This is a genomic window from Streptomyces sp. NBC_00322 (assembly GCF_036147535.1).
In the GTDB taxonomy this organism is placed as follows: Bacteria; Actinomycetota; Actinomycetes; order Streptomycetales; family Streptomycetaceae; genus Streptomyces.
Window position 1 is genome coordinate 1,335,432 of sequence record NZ_CP108019.1, and the last position, 16,141, is coordinate 1,351,572.

16 protein-coding genes and 1 pseudogene are annotated in these 16,141 nt (G+C 70.6%); 5 read left to right on the forward strand and 12 right to left on the reverse strand.

All coding sequences use genetic code 11. The features are described 5' to 3' along the window. Window positions 1-18: 18 nt before the first annotated feature. From OG905_RS06005 to OG905_RS06035, 7 genes are all read right to left on the reverse strand, one after another. Window positions 19-879 (reverse strand): Fpg/Nei family DNA glycosylase, encoded by an 861-nt coding sequence (locus tag OG905_RS06005; RefSeq protein WP_328666556.1) that lies wholly within the window; start codon window positions 877-879, stop codon window positions 19-21. 37 nt (window positions 880-916) lie between these two features. Further along, entirely contained in the window at window positions 917-1,768 is an 852-nt protein-coding gene (locus tag OG905_RS06010) for an amidohydrolase family protein (RefSeq protein WP_328666557.1), read from the reverse strand. A gap of 6 nt (window positions 1,769-1,774) precedes the next feature. Further along, a complete protein-coding gene (locus OG905_RS06015; protein ID WP_328666558.1) occupies window positions 1,775-2,086 on the reverse strand; it encodes an L-rhamnose mutarotase in 312 nt (103 codons plus the stop codon). Beyond that, entirely contained in the window at window positions 2,083-3,060 is a 978-nt protein-coding gene (locus OG905_RS06020; protein WP_328666559.1) for an aldo/keto reductase, read from the reverse strand. The genes OG905_RS06015 and OG905_RS06020 overlap by 4 nt, the downstream gene beginning before the upstream one ends. Before the next feature lie 119 nt (window positions 3,061-3,179). Continuing rightward, the gene (locus OG905_RS06025; protein ID WP_328666560.1) at window positions 3,180-4,520 is read right to left on the reverse strand and encodes a wax ester/triacylglycerol synthase family O-acyltransferase; all 1,341 of its coding nucleotides are present in this window, start codon (window positions 4,518-4,520) and stop codon (window positions 3,180-3,182) included. A gap of 115 nt (window positions 4,521-4,635) precedes the next feature. Then, window positions 4,636-6,708: a SpoIIE family protein phosphatase gene (locus OG905_RS06030; RefSeq protein ID WP_328666561.1), complete on the reverse strand. Its 2,073-nt coding sequence runs from the start codon at window positions 6,706-6,708 to the stop codon at window positions 4,636-4,638. 54 nt (window positions 6,709-6,762) lie between these two features. Continuing rightward, window positions 6,763-7,827: a DUF6777 domain-containing protein gene (locus OG905_RS06035; protein WP_328666562.1), complete on the reverse strand. Its 1,065-nt coding sequence runs from the start codon at window positions 7,825-7,827 to the stop codon at window positions 6,763-6,765. A gap of 161 nt (window positions 7,828-7,988) precedes the next feature. Here OG905_RS06035 and OG905_RS06040 point away from each other — a divergent pair, with 161 nt between their 5' ends. From OG905_RS06040 to OG905_RS06050, 3 genes are read left to right on the forward strand one after another with little or no spacing between them, the layout of a single operon-like run. Further along, on the forward strand, window positions 7,989-8,798 hold the full coding sequence (locus OG905_RS06040) for a YndJ family protein (RefSeq protein WP_328666563.1): 810 nt from the start codon (window positions 7,989-7,991) through the stop codon (window positions 8,796-8,798). Further along, window positions 8,795-9,352 (forward strand): DUF1990 family protein, encoded by a 558-nt coding sequence (locus OG905_RS06045; RefSeq protein ID WP_328666564.1) that lies wholly within the window; start codon window positions 8,795-8,797, stop codon window positions 9,350-9,352. Before OG905_RS06040 ends, OG905_RS06045 begins: the two co-directional genes overlap by 4 nt. Next, on the forward strand, window positions 9,352-10,758 hold the full coding sequence (locus OG905_RS06050; protein ID WP_328666565.1) for a lipase maturation factor family protein: 1,407 nt from the start codon (window positions 9,352-9,354) through the stop codon (window positions 10,756-10,758). The genes OG905_RS06045 and OG905_RS06050 overlap by 1 nt, the downstream gene beginning before the upstream one ends. 136 nt (window positions 10,759-10,894) lie before the next feature. Here the strand turns inward: OG905_RS06050 and OG905_RS06055 are convergent, their stop codons facing one another. After that, a complete protein-coding gene (locus tag OG905_RS06055; protein ID WP_186356859.1) occupies window positions 10,895-11,068 on the reverse strand; it encodes a hypothetical protein in 174 nt (57 codons plus the stop codon). A 262-nt stretch (window positions 11,069-11,330) separates the two neighbouring features. Here OG905_RS06055 and OG905_RS06060 point away from each other — a divergent pair, with 262 nt between their 5' ends. Further along, window positions 11,331-12,155, forward strand: coding sequence for an SDR family oxidoreductase (locus OG905_RS06060; RefSeq protein ID WP_328666566.1), 825 nt, complete (start codon window positions 11,331-11,333; stop codon window positions 12,153-12,155). A gap of 18 nt (window positions 12,156-12,173) precedes the next feature. On the opposite strand, the gene OG905_RS06065 is transcribed toward OG905_RS06060, so the two are convergent. From OG905_RS06065 to OG905_RS06075, 3 genes are all read right to left on the reverse strand, one after another. Next, complete coding sequence (locus OG905_RS06065) at window positions 12,174-13,637, reverse strand: SDR family NAD(P)-dependent oxidoreductase (protein WP_328666567.1); 1,464 nt, start codon at window positions 13,635-13,637, stop codon at window positions 12,174-12,176. A 161-nt stretch (window positions 13,638-13,798) separates the two neighbouring features. Further along, complete coding sequence (locus OG905_RS06070; protein WP_328666568.1) at window positions 13,799-14,527, reverse strand: SRPBCC family protein; 729 nt, start codon at window positions 14,525-14,527, stop codon at window positions 13,799-13,801. 15 nt (window positions 14,528-14,542) lie between these two features. Further along, window positions 14,543-15,169: an ArsR/SmtB family transcription factor gene (locus OG905_RS06075; RefSeq protein WP_328666569.1), complete on the reverse strand. Its 627-nt coding sequence runs from the start codon at window positions 15,167-15,169 to the stop codon at window positions 14,543-14,545. Window positions 15,170-15,265: 96 nt separating this feature from the next. Between OG905_RS06075 and OG905_RS06080 the strand changes: the two are divergent. Further along, window positions 15,266-15,540 (forward strand): annotated as a pseudogene (locus OG905_RS06080) (endo alpha-1,4 polygalactosaminidase); the annotation flags it as partial. A 46-nt stretch (window positions 15,541-15,586) separates the two neighbouring features. On the opposite strand, the gene OG905_RS06085 reads toward OG905_RS06080, so the two are convergent. Then, window positions 15,587-16,003 (reverse strand): ATP-binding protein, encoded by a 417-nt coding sequence (locus tag OG905_RS06085; RefSeq protein ID WP_328666570.1) that lies wholly within the window; start codon window positions 16,001-16,003, stop codon window positions 15,587-15,589. Between the last annotated feature and the right edge of the window lie 138 nt (window positions 16,004-16,141).

A 16,141-nucleotide genomic window follows, 5' to 3' on the forward strand; every position in this document is an offset into this window, starting at 1 on the left:
GCGCCGAATTGAGATCGCCTACTTGAGGAGGCGGGAGAGCCTGCGGTCGGCGAGCGGTTTGCCGCCGGTCTGGCAGGTGGGGCAGTACTGCAGCGAGGAGTCGCTGAAGGAGACCTCGCGGATGGTGTCGCCGCAGACGGGACACGGCTGACCGGTGCGGCCGTGGACGCGCAGGCCGCTCTTCTTCTCGGCCTTCAGCCGGCCCGCGGCCACTCCGCGGGAGCGCTCGACGGCCTCGCTCAGCGTGGCGCGCAGCGCCTCGTACAGGGCGGTGATCCCGGCCTCGTCGAGGTTCTGCGCCGGTTTGAACGGGGACATCTTCGCGGCGTGCAGGATCTCGTCGCTGTAGGCGTTGCCGATGCCCGCGATCAGGCTCTGGTCGCGCAGGGCGCCCTTGACCTGCCGCCGTTCCCCGGCGAGGAGGGCGGCGAAGGCGTCGCGGCCGAAGCCGTCGGCGAGCGGGTCGGGGCCCAGGCGGGCGATGCCCGGCACTTCGGCGGGGTCGCGCACGAGGTGGACGGCGAGGCGTTTGGTGGTGCCCGCCTCGGTCAGGTCGAAGCCGCCGCCGGACTCGAGGACGGTACGCAGGGCGAGCGGACCCTTGCCGGGGCGCGGCGGAGCAGCCGGGAACTCGTCCTTCCACTGGAGCCAGCCCGCCCGGGCGAGATGGGCTACGAGATGGAGCCCGCCCGCGCTGATGTCGAGCCACTTCCCGTGCCGGTCGACGGCGGTGACCTCGGCGCCCTCGACGGCGGTCAGGGGCGGGTCGTACGTCTTGAGGACGCTGATCGCCAGCGGCAGGACGCGGACGATCCGCTGTCCCACGAGGTGATCGTCGAGGAACTCTCTCAGCGCTTCGACTTCGGGCAGCTCCGGCATGCATCCAGAGTGCCAAAGGCATCAGGGGGCCGCAGGTTCACGGCTCGCGCAGTCCGTAGACGCGGCGCGCGGTCCCTTCGAAGACGGCGGTGCGCTCGCCCTCGCTCAGCCGCTGGGTCAGAGCGCGGGCCGCGGCCACCACCTCGGCATAGCTCGCGGCGAGCCGGCAGACCGGCCAGTCGGATCCGAACATCAGCCGGTCGGGGCCGAAGGCGTCGAGGACGGTATCGGCGTAGGGGAGCAGATCGGGCGTGGTCCAGGTGGACCAGGCCGCCTCGGTGACCATGCCGGAGAGTTTGCAGACGCCGTTCGGGTGGGCGGCCAGGGCGCGCACATCGCTTGCCCAGGGCTCCAGCTCCCTGGCCGCGATGGGGGGCTTGCCGAGATGGTCGAGTACGAAGGTGAGGCCGGGGAGCCGGGCGGCCGCTTCGGCCGCGGCGGGCAGTTGGTGTGGCCACACCACGAGGTCGTAGACGAGTCCGGCGGCCGCGACGGCGGCGAGGCCGCGCTGTACGTCGGGGCGCAGCAGCCAGCGGGAGTCGGGCTCACCCTGGACCTGGTGGCGGATGCCGACGAGCCGTTCCCCGCCGGGGAGTTCACGCAGGCCCGCGAGGGTGTCGGCGACACCGGGCGCCGTGAGGTCGGTCCAGCCGACGACACCCGCGACGAGATCGCTGCCGTCGGCGAGCGCGAGGAATTCGGGGGTCTCCCCGGCGACGGTGACCGTCTGGACGAGAACGGTGGCGCGTACGCCTTCGGCGCGCGCCTCGGGTGCGAGGTCGTCGAGGGAGAAGTCGCGGCGGATGGGCGCCAGGTCCGGGCCGGTGATCCAGTCCTGGTCCCGTGCGGAGAGGTCCCACACATGGTGGTGCGCGTCGATGATCGTCATCGGCTGTCACAGCTCCCAGACGACGGGCAGTCCGGCATCCGCGCCGTCCGCGGAGTAGTCGTGCACCACGTCGAGGAGTTCGGCCATCCGGGCCTGCCAGGCGATGTTGACGGGGAGGTTTTCGAGTTCGGCGAGGAGATGGCCGTAGTCGGCGCAGTCGATGAGATGGAAGAGGTCCGTGCCGCTGCGCCAGATGGTCCAGGAGGTGACACCGGCGGCGCTGATCGCGGCGGTCAGCTCGCCGGGGACCTCGCGGTGCGCCGCCTCGTACTCGGCGATGCGGTCGGCGCGGACCTTGGTGTGCAGGGCGACTCTCATCGGGGTTCCCCGTTCCTCGGCAGCAGTCCTTCGCCGCGCAGGTCGTCCCAGAGCGCGGGCGGGACGGTGAGGGCCAGCATCCTTGCGGCGTCCCGTACTTCACCGGCCGAGCGGGTGCCGACCAGGACACCCGCGACGGCCGGGTGGGAGAAGGGGTAGTGCAGGGCGGCGGCTCGCAGCGGGACGCCGTGACGTTCGGCGACGGCCTTGAGCCTCAGGGCACGGCCGAGGATCTCGTCGGGTGCGGCGGTGTAGTCGTAGGTGGCGCCGGGGCGTGGATCGGCGAGCAGTCCGGAGTTGAAGACCCCGCCGACGACGACGCTCTTGCCCCGGGCCGCTGCCTCGGGCAGCAGTTCGGCGAGCGCGCTCTGGTTGAGGAGCGTGAAGCGGCCGGCGCACAGGACGGCGTCGACGTCGGTGTCGCGCAGAAAGCGGCTGAGCATGGGCGCCTGGTTCATTCCGGCGCCGATCGCGCCGATCACGCCTTCGGCGCGCAGCCGTTCCAGGGCCGGATAGCCATGACGGAAGGCGGCTTCCTCATGCTCGTCCGGGTCGTGCAGATAGACGATGTCGATCCGGTCGAGGCCGAGCCGCTCAAGGCTCTCCTCGATGCTGCGGCGCACTCCGTCCGCGCTGAAGTCCCATACACGGCGGTGGTCCGCGGCTACGGCGAAGCCGTGATCGAGGTCGTCGCCGTCGGCGGGGCAGGGTTCGAGCAGCCGCCCGACCTTGGTGGAGAGGGTGTACGCGTCGCGGGGGCGGGTGCGCAGCGCCTCGCCCAGTCGGCGTTCGGACAGGCCGAGGCCGTAGTGGGGTGCGGTGTCGAAGGTGCGGATGCCCACTTCCCAGGCGGCGTCGACCGCGGATGCCGCTGCCTCGGGCTCCACCGGGGTGAAGAGATTGCTGATGGCGGCGGCGCCGAAGGACAGCTCGGTGATCTCGACCGCGCTGTGTCCGAGCGTGCTCCATCGCATCCGCTGCTGCCCTCCCGCCGTGGCGTTCGCCGATCACGACGAATATTCATCGGATCACTTGAGGGCGTCAACACCCTCGGCAGGGCGATCTCTTGCGGTGGGGGCCCGAGCTGTCCGATCTATCGGCTGAGCGTGAGGAGTTCGTCGAGCTCCTCCCCCAGACTCCGTGCCAGCCGGTCGAGGTCCGGAACGGCCTTGCCGTCGGCGACCAGGCCGACGTGCACCCGCCCGCCGTATGTCGACAGCGCGATCGCCAGGGACTGCCCGCGGGCGAGCGGCGCCATCGGATAGATCTCCCGCAGCGGGCAGCCGCCCAGCGACAGGGCCGAGCGTGGCAGCGGCACGCTGGTCACCAGGACGTCGAACAGCATCCGGGCGGCCCCTCCGGCCAGGGGCGCGCCGAACCGGTGTGCCAGCGGCGGCAGTTGATCGGCCAGTACGGTGAGCGCCCCGGCCCCGCGGGAGGGCCCGGCCGCCTTGTTGCGGTCCATGGCGGTGCGTACGCAGTCCAGCCGCGAGCGCGGATCCGGGTCGCCGACCGGCAGTTCGAGCAGATACGCGGAGAATTTGTTGCCCGATCCGGGCGGGCTGCCCGGCCGGCGCCGGGAGACGGGCACCAGGGCACGCGGGCCGACGGCCGGCAGCGGCTCGCCGCGGGCCTCCAGCCAGCGCCGCAACCCACCCGCGACGACGGCGAGCAGCACATCGTTGGCGGTCCCGCCCGCCGCCTTGCGGACGCGCTGGACGTCGTCGAGGTCGAGCACGGCGGTGCTGAGCCGCCGGGTGCCGCTGGAGCCGGCGGAGAGTGCGGGCACGCCGCGGGGGTCGAGCCTGCTGGCCCGTACGACCGAGGCGCCGACGCCGACGGCCCGGCCCAGCTCCTCGATACGGCCCCGGGCGAAACCGGCAACCTGCCGGGGGCCCGCGAGCCAGGACGTGGGCTGCACGGCCCGCGCCCGACGGGCACCGATGGTGCGGGCGTCGGCGATCTCGTCGAAGATCCCGGCCCCGATGGCGACCGCGCGCATGCCGTCGGCCAGCGCGTGGTGGAGCTTGACCAGCACCGCGAACGGGCCGCCCGCCTCCCCGGTCAGCAGGTACATCTCCCAGGGCGGCAGGCCCCGTTCGAGTGGCCGCTCCATCAGCTCACCGGCGATCGAGACGGCCCCGGCGGCGAAGTCGCCGTCGGGGACGCGGATCTGATGCACATGACGCCGTACGTCGAAGTCCTTGGCCACGGACCAGGCCGCACCGCCGACGGGCAGCAGGACGTCCCGTACGTGCATCCGCAGCCGTCGGATCGCCGCGGCGCGGGTGGCGAGCAGTTCGAGGACACCCTCGCTGCTCTGTCCGCCCGGAGCCGGGGCGAAGCAGGCGAGGGCGCCGAGATGCATCGGATGTCCGGCGGACTCGAGATGCCAGAACGCCAGATCGAGGGGGGCAAGAAGCTCGCTGCTCAAAGGGGTCCTCTTGTCCTAGAAGTGTCCCGGAAGGCCACGGAATGCGAAGTCAACCGCCTGCGGTCGGTTACGGTCAAGTACGATCAGTTCACGGACAGTTAACAACGGGTAATCATCAGCGGACCCGCACGTCCGGAACGATGAATTCGCACCAGACACACTTGCCGCTGCCTCTCGACTCGACGCCCCAGGCCTCGGTCAGCCGGTCCACCAGCATCAGCCCGCGGCCCGAGACTCCCGACTCCCCCGCCTCGCGGCGGCGCGGCAGCGCGCTGGAACGGTCCTCGACCTCCACCCGCAGCCGCCGCTCGGGGCCCGCCAGCGCGCGAAGCGTCACGATCGCGCCTCCGTCCGTGTGCACCAGTGCGTTGGTGATCATCTCGTCCGCAGCGAGCTCGATCTCGTCGGACCGCTCGCGCGCGCCCCACGCCCGTACCGCCGCCCGGATCATGTGCCGGGCCGAGCGCAGCGCCTCCGGGTCGTTCTGCCCCACATGCTGCTGGAGCCGACCGCCCGGCTGTTGCGTGAACACGCCCCTGCGGCGCAGCAGCAGGAGCGCCACGTCGTCGTCGCCGCCCCGCTCGTCCACCACCTCGCACAGGCGGTCGGCGAGCAGCTGCAGATCCCGCGGACCGGAGCGCACCAGCGAGGTCAGCAGCTGCATGCCGTCGTCGAGATCGGCGCCGGGCTGCTCGACCAGCCCGTCGGTGCAGAGCACCAGGGTCTGTCCGGGATCCAGTTCGACGGTGCTGACGGGGTATTCGAGACTGCCGAACTCCGCCGAGAGCCCCAGCGGCAGCCCGCCTTCCACGGGCAGCCTGCGGCAGTCGCCGTCCGTGTCCCGGATCAGCGGGTCGATATGCCCGGCGCGCACCAGCTGCACCACGCCGGTCGTGAGGTCGGCCTCCGCGTACATGCAGGTCGCGAAGCGTTCGGTGTCCAGTTCATGGAGGAAGACCGAGGCACGCGCCATCACGGTGGCCGGGGTGTGTCCCTCGGCCGCGTACGCCCGCAGGACGATCCGCAGTTGCCCCATCACCGCGGCCGCGTCGGTGTCGTGCCCCTGTACGTCGCCGATGACCGCGCCGACCCGTCCGCCGGGCAGCGCGATGATGTCGTACCAGTCGCCGCCGATGTCCCGGCCCAGCCGCGCGGAGCGGTAGCGCACGGCGATCTGCGCCCCGGGCACGTCGGGGATCCGGCGCGGCAGCATCGCCTGCTGCAGCCCCTCGGCGAGATCGTGCTCCTGTTCGTAAAGGACGGCGCGCTGCAGGCTCTGCGCGATGCTGCTGCCGAGCGCGACCAGCAGATTGCGCTCGTCGGGCGTGAAACCGGTCTTGTCGCTGTACAGCAGGCCGAGGGCCCCGATGGGGCGGGCCTGGGCGATCAGCGGCAGATAGGCGGCCGCGCTGATGTCGAGCCCTTTGATGTGCGGCCACAGCCGCGGGTAGGACTCGGCGAAGTCCTGTTTGGACTCGATGAAACGGGGCGCGAGGGTGCGGATCACCTCGCTCATCGGGTACCCCTCGTCGACGCGCGTGTAGCGCGTGCCGGGCACGAAGGAGCTTTCGGGACCTTCGGCGACGAGATGGATCCGGCCCGCCTCGAGCAGCCCCATGACCAGGCTGGTGGCTCCGAAGCGCTCCAGGCCGTGCGAGTCCTTCAGTACGTCGATGACGTCCTGGACGGTCCTCGCGTGGGCGAGGGCGGCGGTGGTGCTCTCCACGACGCTCGTCTGTCTGCGCCGGTCGCTGTCTGCCGCCACCCGCGCGGTGTACTGCGCGAGTTCTTCGGTGGCGTCGCGGATGATGCCGATGATGCGCAGCGGACGTCCGCTCTCGTCCCGGCGGACCGATGCCTGGGTGTGGGTCCAGCGCAGCTTTCCGTCGCGGCGGCGGATGCGGAAGTACGCGCCGTAGCGATCGCTGCCCTTTTTGAGCGCCTGAGTCACCATCGAGTCCAGCCGGGCGGCCTCGTCCGCCGGCACCCGGCTCGAGAGACTTTCCGGGCGGCCGTCGTACTCCTCGGGTCGCAGATCGAACACCTCAAGAGCGGGCCTGTCCATATGCATCAGCCCGCTGACCAGGTCCCAGTCGAAGCTGCCCATCCGATTGAGCGTCAGGCTCAGATCCGAGTCGGCCGGCCAGTCGTCGGGAAGCGACAGGGCACCCGCTGCCCGATCAACCATGTCGCCACTCTGCCATCATTTGTCGGATTCTTCGACCGATTCGGACCGATCCGCTCAGCCCTGGAAGGTGTCCGGCTCCGCCGGTTCCTCGGAGGGCAGGAGCAGGTCCGGCTGGGAAGGAGTGACGCCCTCCTCGGAGGGCACATCGGGCTCGACGGGCGGGGGCAGCTGCTCATTCGGCACGTCCGGCACCGGTTCCACGGGCGGGTTCACCGGCTGCTCGGGCGGGGCGGGGCTGCTCGTGCCGTTGCTCGGCCCGGTCGGGTCGCCCGGCTGTGTCGAGTCACCGGCTCCGGGCGGCTCCATGAGCGGCGGGTAGGTGAAGATGTCGTCCGGGGTCACGGGCGGGAGCACATCGGGCCGCTTGTCCTCTTCGCCGTCGGTCCCGGCGTTCCGCTCGATCCAGGTGTTGTTGATGACGTTGACGATCACCAGGCTGTTGATGGTCTGGACCGTGGGCTTGATGACGACCACCTTGTCAGGCCGGTAGCCGTCCCAGGACTGACCCGTGTGGACCACGGCGCCCTTGACGGCGACCGGGGGCTTCAGCGGGTTTCCGCAGGCGCATCTGACCTTCGGTGCTCCGTGTCCGTCGACGAGGACCGCGGTCCCGGCCTGCAGCACGGCCTGGAAGCTGACGCCGGTGCCGGCGCGATAGCGGTGGTCGGTGACACGCGTGTCGGCGCGCAGGACGACCGGGGTGAGCCCTCGCAGATAGTCCGGGATGTCGGCCTGGGAGATGCCCGCGCCCCGGGCGAAGGCACGCGCCTTCGCCTGGTCGCCGCCCAGGAACATCACCTGCTGCTCGACGTCGCAGCTGCCGATCGACTGAGTGCCGCCGTAGAGACCGGGCGTCGCGCCGGACAGCGTGCGCAGCGTCAGGCCCCTGGTGGGGCTCGGCTCGCTCGACGGTACGGGCGGCGGAGGCGGGGGCGCGCCCCCGGAGAGAGCCGTGGTATCGGTGTACGGGTCCGGGCCCTGGGCCGCGGCCGGCTGGAGGTAGACCTCCCCCTGCCCGTCCGTCGCCGCGCTGCTGGCGCCGCCGCAGCCGGCGGCCAGGAGCGTGACGAAGAGCGCGGCTGCAACCGCGGCGTACCGATGACGTTTGGGTGGACGCACGAAGATCTCCCGCCTCTTCACCCGACGTGTTCCTTCAGGCCGATGTGGTTTCTCAAGTTCTGCCGGACTGCCGCCGCCCTCGCGACTTGAACGCGTTCAAGTTTGGCCCTAGTCTCGGCCGCAGGGAGTTGAACACGTTCAAGCCTGGGGTGGGGTGCGTGATGTCCGTACTGGTCAACGTGATCGTGATGCTCGGCATGCTGGTGGTCGTGCCCGCCGGACTGCGCCTCATGGACGCCGTCGAGCTCGCGCCCATTCGGCGGATCTGGCCGGTGTTCGCCGTCCCGGGAGCGGTCGCGCTCTGGCTGCCGCGCTCGTCGACCGCCGCCGTCCTCGCGGGCCTCTACGCACTCGGCACGCTCGCCCTCGCCGTGCACGCCCCAGCGCGCACCCGTTCGCTCGCGCCCGCCGAGGTCGCACAGCTCACCGCGCTGGTGACCCCGTCCGTCGCCGGGCTCGCGCTCGTCGCGGAACGCGCCGGGCACGAGCTCTTCGGTTTCGACCTGACGGTCCTCGCGCTGACCGTGCCGCACTTCCACTTCGCCGGATTCACCGCTGCCCTGGTGGCGGGCCTGGTCTGCCGCACGACGGCCGGAGCCGCCGGGCGCTTCGCCGCGCTGAGCGTGCCGCTGGGCACCGTGCTCGTCCTGGCCGGGTACTTCCTCGACGACTGGGCCGAACTGCTCGGGGCACTCGTACTGACCGCGGGCATGTGGACCGTAGCCCTGCTGACCTGGCGCGATGTCCGGGCCGGTGGACGCGACGGGTTCACCCGCACCCTGCTGGCCGTCTCGGCCGCCGTCCTGGTGGCGACGATGCTGCTCGCCCTGAGCTGGGCGCTCGGCGAGGCCACCGGCCTGCCCCACCCGAATCTCACCTGGATGGCCGCCACCCACGGCCTCGGCAACGCCCTCGGCTTCGCGCTCTGCTCGGTGCTCGCCTGGCGACGACTCAAGGAGACGACCGTATGAAGGACGACGGCATGAACAGCGTCCGCCCCACCACCGGCCGCGGCCTCAGCTACCCCGAGGTGGGCGCCACCCGGCTCGGCCCGCTGCCCGACGGCTACCACCATCTCCACCACACCACCCGCATCGGGCGCGGCCGCGCCGTCTTCGACGCGGCGGGCGAGGCGGTCACCACCTGGCGGATGCACCGCACATCGGGGGCACGGGTGCGCAGCGCGGCGGTTCGCGCCGAGCCCGGCGCCCGGCTCCAGGTCTCGGTCGGCGTGGGACCGCTGCGGTTCACCGCGCCGTGCGAGGTGATCTGGACGGCGTACGAGTCAAACCGCACGGGCTTCGCGTACGGCACGCTGGCCGGGCATCCCGAGCGCGGTGAGGAGTCCTTCGTCGTCGACATCCGGGACGACGGTTCGGTGTGGTTCACCGTCATGGCGTTCAGCCGCCCCGCCCGCTGGTACGCCCGGCTCGCCGGCCCGCTCGTGCCCGTACTGCAGAAGTGGTACGCCGAGCGGCTGGGTCACACCGTGCGGCGGCTTGCCGCGGACCGATACTGGAGGTGATGGAGTGGTTCACGGACAGCGACTACTGGCTCAGCCGGCTGGTCTTCCAGCGTGCCCTGGCCGCCGTGTATCTGGTCGCCTTTCTTACTGCCGCGCTGCAGTTCCGGGCGCTGATCGGCGAGCGGGGCATGCTGCCGGTGCCCGCGTACGTGCGCCGGGTGGCGATGCGGCACGCGCCGAGCCTGTTCCAACTGCGCTACTCCGACCGGCTCTTCGCGCTCTGCGCCTGGTCCGGCGCGCTGCTCTCGGCGGCCCTGGTCGCGGGCGCCGCCGACGACATCCCGCTCCCGGTCGCGATGCTGTGGTGGGCGGCGCTGTGGGTGCTGTACCTGTCGATCGTGAACGTCGGTCAGACCTGGTACGGCTTCGGCTGGGAGTCGCTGCTGCTGGAGGTGGGGTTCCTCGCCGTCTTCCTCGGCAATGAGCGCACGGGCCCCCCGGTGCTCGTGCTGTGGCTGCTGCGCTGGGTGTTGTTCCGGGTGGAGTTCGGGGCGGGGCTGATCAAAATCCGCGGCGACCAGTGCTGGCGCGATCTGACCTGTCTCTACTACCACCATGAGACCCAGCCGATGCCGGGCCCGCTGAGCTGGTTCTTCCACCATCTGCCCAGACCCTTCCACCGGGTGGAGGTGGCCGCCAACCATGTGACACAACTCCTCGTGCCCGTCCTGCTGTTCACCCCTCAGCCGATCGCGAGCGGGGCGGCCGCGATCATTGTGCTGACCCAGCTGTGGCTGGTGCTCTCGGGCAACTTCTCCTGGCTGAACTGGATCACGATCGTCCTCGCCCTGTCCGCCGTGGACGGCTCTCTGATCGCCGATCCGCACAAGTTGCCCGGCTCCCCGCTCTGGTACGAAGTCGTGGTCATCGCCGTCAGCGCGCTGCTGCTCGGCCTGAGTTACCGCCCGGCGCGCAATCTGCTCTCCCGGCGGCAGTCGATGAACCGCTCCTACGACCCCTTCCACCTGGTCAACGCCTACGGCGCGTTCGGCACGGTGGGGCGGGTGCGCTTCGAGCTGGTGGTCGAAGGCACGGACGAGAGGACACTCCACCCGGGCACGGTCTGGCACGAGTACGAGTTCAAGGGCAAGCCCGGTGATGTGCGTCGGCTCCCTCGCCAGTACGCCCCGTACCATCTGCGGCTCGACTGGATGATGTGGTTCGCCGCGCTCTCCCCCGCCTATGCGCACCCCTGGTTCGGCCCCTTCGTGGAGCGGCTCCTCGACGGGGACCGGGACACCCTGCGGCTGCTGAGCCGCAATCCGTTCCCGGACGCCCCGCCCGCGTACGTCCGTGCCAGGCTGTACCACTACCGCTACACGACCTGGCGCGAACTGCGGGCCACGGGCGCCTGGTGGCACCGGACCTACGTGCGCGAATTCTTCAGGCCGACCAGGCTGCTGTGAACAGCCAGGCGCTCGCCTCGCCGTTGACCTTGAGCGGCGATACGTACCGGCGGCCGCTCGACTGCTCGCAGCGGCTCCCCGACCGTCCGTGCCCCCTGCCTGTGGAGGCAGGGGGCACGGGGGCGAAACGGTCCGCTCAGTCGATGCTGGGCAGGATATGCGGCTCGGCGAGGTCTTCCTCGTAGCCGGCCAGCCGGATCGGGGCCGATCGGGCCCACACTTCGAGACTGCCGAGTTCTTCGGACCGAGTGGTCCGTTCGCCGCTGCGTTCTTGCGGGCGTTTTTCGTGCTTCTTCACTTCTGATGTCACCGCGCACTCCTCTGTGTCGCGTAACTGGGACAGGGCAGTTCGGGTCGCGGTGGCGCCGTTACTCGGGCGGGACCGCAGCCTGGTTGCAGACTTGTCCCAGGACGGCCAAGGGAGTTTCGTGGGTCCCTTGGTGGCGTCCGTTCACCCCAGGGTAACCATATGAGCAGCCCCCTGCTCGATGGGGCCTGTAAATCTCCTGTAAACCGACCCAATTCCGGCCAACGATCTATCTCTGTCCGGGGCTTCGTGGGATCGTACGCGGATGATTTCCGGGCGGGCAGAGCGCTGCCTCGAAGGCAGAACGGCCCTGGTGACGGGGGCTTCACGAGGTATCGGCCGCGCCGTCGCCGGCGCACTGGGTGCGGCCGGGGCGAACGTGGTGATCACCGCACGGGACACGGATGGAGTAACGGAGGCCGTGGCCGGGCTGCGCAAGTCGGGCGCCCACGCCGCCTGCTGCGCGGGCAGCGTCGGGGACCCGGAGCATCTCGGCCGGTGCACCGGACTCGCGATGCGGGAGTTCGGGCGGCTCGACATTCTTGTCAACAACGCCGCGACCAACGCCCCCTACGGCCCGCTGATGGAAGCCGATCCCGGTGAATGGCGCCACGCGTTCACGGTGAACGTGGAGGCGGCGCTGCGGCTGGCGCAGCTCGCCTGGCGGGCCTGGATGCGCGAGCACGGCGGCGCGGTGGTCAACGTATGCACCGAGGGCACCCACGGGGTGGGCCCGAATGTCGGCGCGTACGGCACCAGCAAGGCGGCGCTGCTGCACCTCACACAGCAGCTCGCTGGCGAACTCGCCCCGAGTGTACGTGTGAACGCCGTCTCACCCGGGCTGGTCCGCACCGAAATGGCCCGTTTCGTCTGGGAGGGAGCCGAGCGGCGCATTGCCGAGGGACTGCCGCTGGGCCGGATCGGCGAGCCGGACGACGTGGCACGGGCGGTGCTGTGGCTGGTCTCGGACGAGGCGGCGTGGGTGACCGGCGCGGATCTGCTGGTGGACGGCGGTACGAGGGTGCGCGCGGCTGCGGGCACCGGCCCGTACGCCGTCCACGATCAGCTGGGCCATGTCCGGCCTGATTGACCGGACATGGCCTGAGATCTACCAGTTCGCCGGAGCGTAGTCCTTGAGGAAGCAGCCGTAGAGGTCCTCGCCGTCCTCGCCGCGCACGATCGGGTCGTAGACGCGGGCCGCGCCGTCGACCAGGTCGAGCGGGGCGTGGAAGCCCTCGTCGGCCAGGCGCATCTTGTCCGGATGCGGGCGCTCGTCGGTGATCCAGCCGGTGTCCACGGCGGTCATCAGGATGCCGTCGGTCTCGAACATCTCCTGGGCGCTGGTGCGGGTGAGCATGTTCAGCGCGGCCTTGGCCATGTTGGTGTGCGGATGGCCGGCGCCCTTGTAGCCGCGGCTGAAGACGCCCTCCATCGCGGAGACGTTCACCACATAGGTGCGCTTGCCCTTCGACGCGGCCATGACCGGGCGGAGCCGGCTGATCAGGATGAAGGGCGCGGTGGAGTTGCACAGCTGCACTTCGAGCAGCTCGACGGGGTCCACCTCGGAGACCGTCTGGATCCAGCTGTTGGTGTCGTGCAGATCGGGGACGAGACCGCCGGCGTCGATGGCGGTGCCCGCGGCGATGCGCTCCAGTGAGGCCGAGCCGCTGACAAGTGCGAGCTCTGTGACGTCCTGGGCGCTCAGGCCCTCGCCCGCGCCGGAGGGCAGTGCGGCCACGGAATCCACGGCGCCGCTGCCGAAGGTGCCGATGACCTGGGCGGGCGGCAGCTCGCCGGCGGGCAGCGGCGCGGACTCGGCGGCGACCAGTTCGCTGTAGGCCCCCGGGGAGCGGCGTACCGTCTGGGCGGCGTTGTTGATCAGGATGTCCAGCGGGCCCTCGGCGGCCACCGAGTCGGCGAGAGCGACGACCTGGGCGGGGTCACGCAGATCGATGCCGACGATCTTGAGACGGTGGATCCACTCGTCGCTGTCCGGCATCGCCTTGAAGCGGCGGATCGCGTCGTTGGGGAAGCGGGTGGTGATGGTGGTGTGGGCACCGTCACGCAGCAGTCGCAGCGCGATGTACATACCGATCTTGGCCCGGCCGCCGGTGAGGAGGGCGCGCTTGCCGGTCAGATCGGTGCGGGCGTCACGGCGCGCGCGGTTCTCGGCCGCGCACTTCTGGCACAGCTGGTGGTAGAAGGCGTCGACCTCGACATAGCGGGTCTTGCAGATGTAGCAGGACCGGGGGCGCTGGAGTATCCCCGCGATCTCGCCGCTGACCGAGGAGGACGGCAGCAGACCTTCGGTCTCGTCGTCGATGCGCTCGGCGGAACCGGTCGCGGTGGCCTCGGTGACCGCCTTGTCGTTGGCGGTCTTGGCGGCCCGGCGCTCCTGGCGGCGGCGCTGCTTCACGGTTCGGTAGATGCCCGCGGTGGCGCGGCGCACCATGATCGCGTCGGGGTGGTCGACGTCCAGCTTGTCGAGCTCGTCGAGCACGCCGAGGCAGACGGCCAGGCGCTCCGGGTCGATGCCCGGGCCGAACGCCGGGCTGTCCTCTGTCACCGTCATTGCCTTTGCCGTTCCTCAGTCACTCGTGCGCAGTGGTTTTCAAAAGCGCAACTTTACTGAGCAAAAGGGTGACGACAAAATCTCGTGACCGGCGGCTTCGGACAGGACCTCGCCCGCAGACCCAGGTCCGCGGGCGAAGCCCCTGCGAGTTCCCCACCGGGTCACGCGAACAGGCCGGTCAGCCACGTCCGCCAGGCGTCCTCGTTCTTCCCCGCGTCCGCGCCACTCGCGAAGTCGTGCACGCTGACACCGACCGGCGCACCGAAGTGGTTGCGGCCGAAGACGCGGTACATCGCCTCGTCCGTGCGCAGCCCGATGAAGTACGGATTGCGGTAGTCGAGGACCGCGTCGACCTGCCCGGCGCCCGGCACCTCGACCCGTACGGTCGCGCCCTCGGCGGCGTCGTCCGGCAGCCCGAGTCCGCGACTGACGACCTCCAGGGCGCCCGGGGTGTTCGACGCGGCGGGAGCGTCCAGCGTCGTGAAGGTGACCGCCCGGCCGGTGAAGTGCTTCAGGTACTGCCGCAGGGTGTGCAGATAGAAGTCCGTGTGCTTGCTCGCACCGTCGTACTGGTTGTCCCAGTCGTCGACGAAGATGCCGCTGTGCACATAGCGCACCCAGGAGCCACCGCCCTCACGCGGCTCGATGACATGGTCGAGCTGGTTGTAGGTCTGCTGAGCAATGCCCTCCACGTTCTCGGTGCGCCCGGTCAGCCGGCGCGGCGGATCCCATTCGGTGAGGGTGCTGCCGAAGGGCCCGGCGCCGCCCTTCTTGGGCTCGTACTCCAACGGCCACAGCCAGCCTCCCGTGCCGGAGGTGATCGCCTCCCAGACCTCTTCGGGGCTTGCGTCGACCTCGAACTCGCGGACGATCTCGAACTCCTTGGACATGGTGACTCCCGGTACTCAGGCGCCCTCGGGCGCGTTCTCAATGGCGGGGACGGCGGGCGGTGCTTTCACCGTGGGGTGGAGGGCGACGACGATGCGGTGCTCTCGGCCGCCCGGCGCGTCCTGGTCGTGGTACTTGGCGATCAGCGCGCCGACGCCCTGCGTCAGCTCCTCAACGAACGCGGCCCGGTCGGCTGCCGAGGCGAAGCGCACCTCGCCGTCGAGGGCGTAGGTGGCGAGCCGCTTACGAGCCTTGGCGGCGCCCGTGATCAGCGTGCCGACATCGCGCACGAGCCGCGCGGCGACCGCGAGCATCCAGCGGGCGGAGAGCTGGTCGCGGAAGCGGCCCGGGTCGGGCTGCACGGCGGCCAGGGCGAGCGGCGAGATGACGTACGAGGCCGCGGTGGCCCGCATCAGCCGCTCAGTGACATTGCCCTTCCTGCGCTCGCCGGCGAGCTCGACCAAGCCGTGCCGCTCCAGTGCCTTGAGGTGGTAGTTCACCTTCTGGCGGGGCAGCCCGACCCGGGCGGCCAGCATGGCCGCCGACGCCGGACCGGCGGCGAGCTCGGCGAGCAGCCGGGAGCGCATGGGGTCCAGCGAGACGGCGGCAGCCGCCGAGTCCTCGATCACAGTCACGTCCAACATGGCTTCACCTTCTCACCGAAAACTTTTTTTGTCCAGACTCATTTCATTGTCGGTGAGCACCCCGCTCGGGTCTCCCTCCCGAGCGCCGTGGGTCTGCTCGACGCGCATCTCAACGACACCGGGTTTCCGCTCACGCCGGTCCATCAGCTCCAAGTCGCCCAACTGGTAGGGGACTTCGACTTCGCGGTGAACGAGGAGTGCGCACAGTACGACGACTGTGCGGCGCTGACGCCCTGCGTGAAGGCCGGGAAGGCGGTCTTCCATGTCGAGTACGCGCTGCCGGTCGACAAGTTCTGCAAGCGCGCCCGCCAACTGGGGCTCAGCTCCATGTGCAAAAACTCGACCTGGGGGTGTGGCGTCAGCCGTGCTGAGACGGCGCCCTCAGGACGGCGACAGCCGTGCTGAGAGGTCCGGTCTTCAGGACGCGGCGAGCACCGCCTGTACGGTCTTGCCGCCCCCCGGTCCGCCCCGTACCGCGAAGTGCTGCGACAGCTCGCGCACCATCACGATGCCCCGTCCGCCCTCGTCCAGGTCCAGCGGCGAGCACAGCCGCGGGTGTACCGGACTGGCGTCCTCCACCTCGACGGTGACCAGCCCCGGGTCGACGTGCAGCCGCAGCCGGCAGCTGCTCCTGCCGTGCCGCGTGGCATTGGTGACCAGCTCGGACACGACCAGGGTCGCGTCCTCCACCTGGTCGCCGGACAGCTTCTCGCCGCAGCCCCGGGTGAGGAAGGCCGTCGTCAGGTGACGCGCCCATCGGGCGGAGTTCTCCGCCTGGGGCAGGAGATACGTCGCGCATGCGGCGCGCCGACGAGGGCGTCTGTGCGCACGCATGTCATCACTCCGTTTCCGATGGGAACCAGCCAGGAAGGCCATGTGGGGCTTTCGTCCGCGGTCGAAGCGCAACGACAGGCCCCTCACCCCTGTGATTCCCGCGGGGGGTGATCGGCAATCGGCCACCGTGCCGCGATG

Bases quoted from the DNA above. Each gene is read 5' to 3' on its own strand.
- OG905_RS06005 (WP_328666556.1), bottom strand. From the start codon at position 879: ATGCCGGAGCTGCCCGAAGTCGAAGCGCTGAGAGAGTTCCTCGACGAT.
- OG905_RS06010 (WP_328666557.1), bottom strand. From the start codon at position 1,768: ATGACGATCATCGACGCGCACCACCATGTGTGGGACCTCTCCGCACGG.
- OG905_RS06015 (WP_328666558.1), bottom strand. From the start codon at position 2,086: ATGAGAGTCGCCCTGCACACCAAGGTCCGCGCCGACCGCATCGCCGAG.
- OG905_RS06020 (WP_328666559.1), bottom strand. From the start codon at position 3,060: ATGCGATGGAGCACGCTCGGACACAGCGCGGTCGAGATCACCGAGCTG.
- OG905_RS06030 (WP_328666561.1), bottom strand. From the start codon at position 6,708: ATGGTTGATCGGGCAGCGGGTGCCCTGTCGCTTCCCGACGACTGGCCG.
- OG905_RS06040 (WP_328666563.1), top strand. From the start codon at position 7,989: ATGTCCGTACTGGTCAACGTGATCGTGATGCTCGGCATGCTGGTGGTC.
- OG905_RS06045 (WP_328666564.1), top strand. From the start codon at position 8,795: ATGAAGGACGACGGCATGAACAGCGTCCGCCCCACCACCGGCCGCGGC.
- OG905_RS06050 (WP_328666565.1), top strand. From the start codon at position 9,352: ATGGAGTGGTTCACGGACAGCGACTACTGGCTCAGCCGGCTGGTCTTC.
- OG905_RS06060 (WP_328666566.1), top strand. From the start codon at position 11,331: ATGATTTCCGGGCGGGCAGAGCGCTGCCTCGAAGGCAGAACGGCCCTG.
- OG905_RS06065 (WP_328666567.1), bottom strand. From the start codon at position 13,637: ATGACGGTGACAGAGGACAGCCCGGCGTTCGGCCCGGGCATCGACCCG.
- OG905_RS06070 (WP_328666568.1), bottom strand. From the start codon at position 14,527: ATGTCCAAGGAGTTCGAGATCGTCCGCGAGTTCGAGGTCGACGCAAGC.
- OG905_RS06075 (WP_328666569.1), bottom strand. From the start codon at position 15,169: ATGTTGGACGTGACTGTGATCGAGGACTCGGCGGCTGCCGCCGTCTCG.
- OG905_RS06085 (WP_328666570.1), bottom strand. From the start codon at position 16,003: ATGCGTGCGCACAGACGCCCTCGTCGGCGCGCCGCATGCGCGACGTAT.